We start from the raw sequence: 2,460 nt of genomic DNA on the forward strand, positions 1-2,460 counted from the left end.
CGAGGTCCACACGGGACTCTTCGACGACGAGGAGCCGCATCCCCGGCAGCTGGTGTGCACCACCCTCGCCCACGCCGCCGGCATGGTCGCCGACCGCATGCTCCGCTCGTGCGGCACCGTCGTCATCCTCGACGACTTCGACCCGGCCACCGTGCTCGCGGCGATCGAACGCGAGCGCATCACGCACATGTTCGTCCTGCCGCCCCTGCTGTACCGGCTCATGGACCACCCCGCCGCGCCCGGCACCGACACCTCCAGCCTGCGCTCCCTGACCTACGGCGGCTGCCCGGCGTCCCCGGCCCGCATCACCGAGGCGATACGCCGCTTCGGACGGGTCCTCGTGCAGTTCTACGGGCAGAGCGAGGCCGGCGGCATCAGCGTGCTCGCCGCCGAGGACCACGACCCGGCCCGCCCCGACCGGCTGCGGTCGGCGGGCAAGGTGCTGCCCGACGTCGAGGTCGCCGTCCGCGACGAGAACGGCCGCGACCTGCCCGTGGGCGAGCACGGCGAGATCTGTGTGCGCTCCCGCTGGCTGATGCGGGGCTACTGGAAGCAGCCCGGCCTGACCGCCGAGGTCCTGCGCGACGGCTGGCTGCACACCGGGGACATCGGATTCCTCGACCCCGAGGGATACCTGACGGTGACCGACCGCCTCAAGGACATGATCATCGTGGTGGGCGGTCACGTCTACACCTCCGAACTGGAGGACCTGCTCAACTCCCACCCGCACGTCCTGCACAGCGCCGTCTACGGCGCCCGCGACACCGACCGCATGGAGCGCGTCCACGCCACCGTGGTGCCCGTGCCGGGCAGCGGCGTCGACGCGGAGGAGCTGCGCGCCCTGGTCCGCCGCGAGCGCGGCGCGATGTACGAGCCGGTCCGCATCGACTTCGTCGAGGCGCTGCCCCTGACCGAGGCGGGCAAGCCGGACAAGAAGCTGCTGCGCCGCGAGGCCGAGCGCACCGAGGCCTGACCGGCCGCCGGACGTCAGTGCCCCTCGCCGCCCGGTCGCAGATGGGCGAGCAGCTCGTCGCCGGCCGGGTACGGGCGCTCCTCGGGCAGCAGCGCCGCCGCCGCGTCCCAGGCGCCCTTCCGTACCCGCGCGTGCGTCTCCCGCGCGAGCGGCGTCACGTCGGTCACGCGGACGATCCACTCGTCCGCGTACCGCCGGGCCGCCTCCCCGGACAGCCCCAGCTGCAGGGACCGGTACGGCAGCGGCGCCAGCCGCACGTCCCGCTCCGGGTCCCACTGCACCCGGGCCGGCGCGCTCGCCAGCTGCCGCCGCCACTCGTCACGGTCGGCGTGCACACCGGACTGGTAGTGCGACAGGCAGGCGTTGCGCAGTGCCCAGTCGAACCCCGCACGGCTGATCTCCAGGGCCAGCACCGTCTGCTGCCCCTCCTTGGTGCCCCAGCCGCAGCGGTACATCATCCACAGGAACGACGGCTTGATCCAGGTCATCCGGTCCCGCTTCCACGAGCCCGGGAACCTGCCCTCGCGCGCCGCCGCCAGCCCGATCCCGGGTGCGTAGGCCTGGTAGACGGTGACGGTGGAGTCGGTGTGCAGGGCACGGATGCGGTGCTTCGGTTCGCTCGCGGCTTGGTTCACGGCTTGGTTCACGGCTTGGCTCACAGCGCACAGCCTGCGATCCCGGCCGGGGCTCCGGCCACCGATTTTCCGTACCGCCCGCCCGGCACCGCCTACCGGCCCGGCGGCCCCAGCGTGACGCGCAGGAAGCGTGGCCGGTAGATGCTCGCGTGTCGCAGGACGTCACCGGGATCCAGGCTGTTGACGTTGTACGAGATCACCATCTCGCCCCGCCGGGCCAGTTCGGGATGCTCGTGCGGGTTGTAGGCGAAGACGTCCGCGTCCCGGTAGTCGCCCCGCGCGCCGGCCTCCGGCGCCGTGTACACCGTCCGCGCCCGGGTGAACGGGCCATAGGGCGTACGCGCCCAGGCCAGCCGCAGCTCGGCGCTGAAGGGCCGGTCCGCCCGCTGGGTCAGCAGCGCGTACCAGGACCCGTGCCGCACCACGCTGAGCTCGTCCGACGTCAGCAGCGGCCCGCCGTCCGCCGCCAGCCGCGCCGAGGCCCGCTCGCGGGCCGACCATCCGCCGGCCGTGCGGTACGACCAGGGGCGCCGCAGATCCGGGCCGTCCACCCGGGCCAGATGCAGGTACTGTCCGCCGGAGGGCGCCCGTTCCGTGCCGTAGATGTACGTACGCCCGCCCCGCCGCTCCAGCCACGCCCCCCAGGAGACACCGGCCGAGGACGGCAGCGGGGTCAGCGACCACGGCCGGCCGAAGCGGCCCGGACGGAACCGCGCCAGCGCGTTCCCGCGCCACGAGACCTCCAGCGGCCCCGGGCCGGTACGGGCGTACCGCGCGTAGACGACGGCCGCACCGGCCCCGTCGCGGACACCGGCCCGCGCCCAGTACCACGAGCCGCCCGGCGGACCGGGG

At 74.1% G+C, this 2,460-nt stretch carries 3 protein-coding genes; 1 reads left to right on the forward strand and 2 read right to left on the reverse strand.

The annotated features are described in order from the left end of the window. Window positions 1–973, forward strand: a 973-nt coding sequence (locus AB0K09_RS32315; protein ID WP_366068957.1) for an AMP-binding protein, incomplete at its 5' end; no start/stop codon positions are given. A gap of 14 nt (window positions 974–987) precedes the next feature. On the opposite strand, the gene AB0K09_RS32320 is transcribed toward AB0K09_RS32315, so the two are convergent. Both AB0K09_RS32320 and AB0K09_RS32325 read right to left on the reverse strand, forming a co-directional pair. Next, window positions 988–1,632 (reverse strand): DUF4291 domain-containing protein, encoded by a 645-nt coding sequence (locus AB0K09_RS32320; protein WP_366068958.1) that lies wholly within the window; start codon window positions 1,630–1,632, stop codon window positions 988–990. 68 nt (window positions 1,633–1,700) lie between these two features. Next, window positions 1,701–2,460 (reverse strand): DUF5005 domain-containing protein (locus AB0K09_RS32325; protein WP_366068959.1); only part of this gene is annotated, 760 nt, incomplete at its 5' end.

Origin of the sequence: Streptomyces sp. NPDC049577 (genome assembly GCF_040675635.1) — a bacterium.
GTDB lineage: Bacteria > Actinomycetota > Actinomycetes > Streptomycetales > Streptomycetaceae > Streptomyces.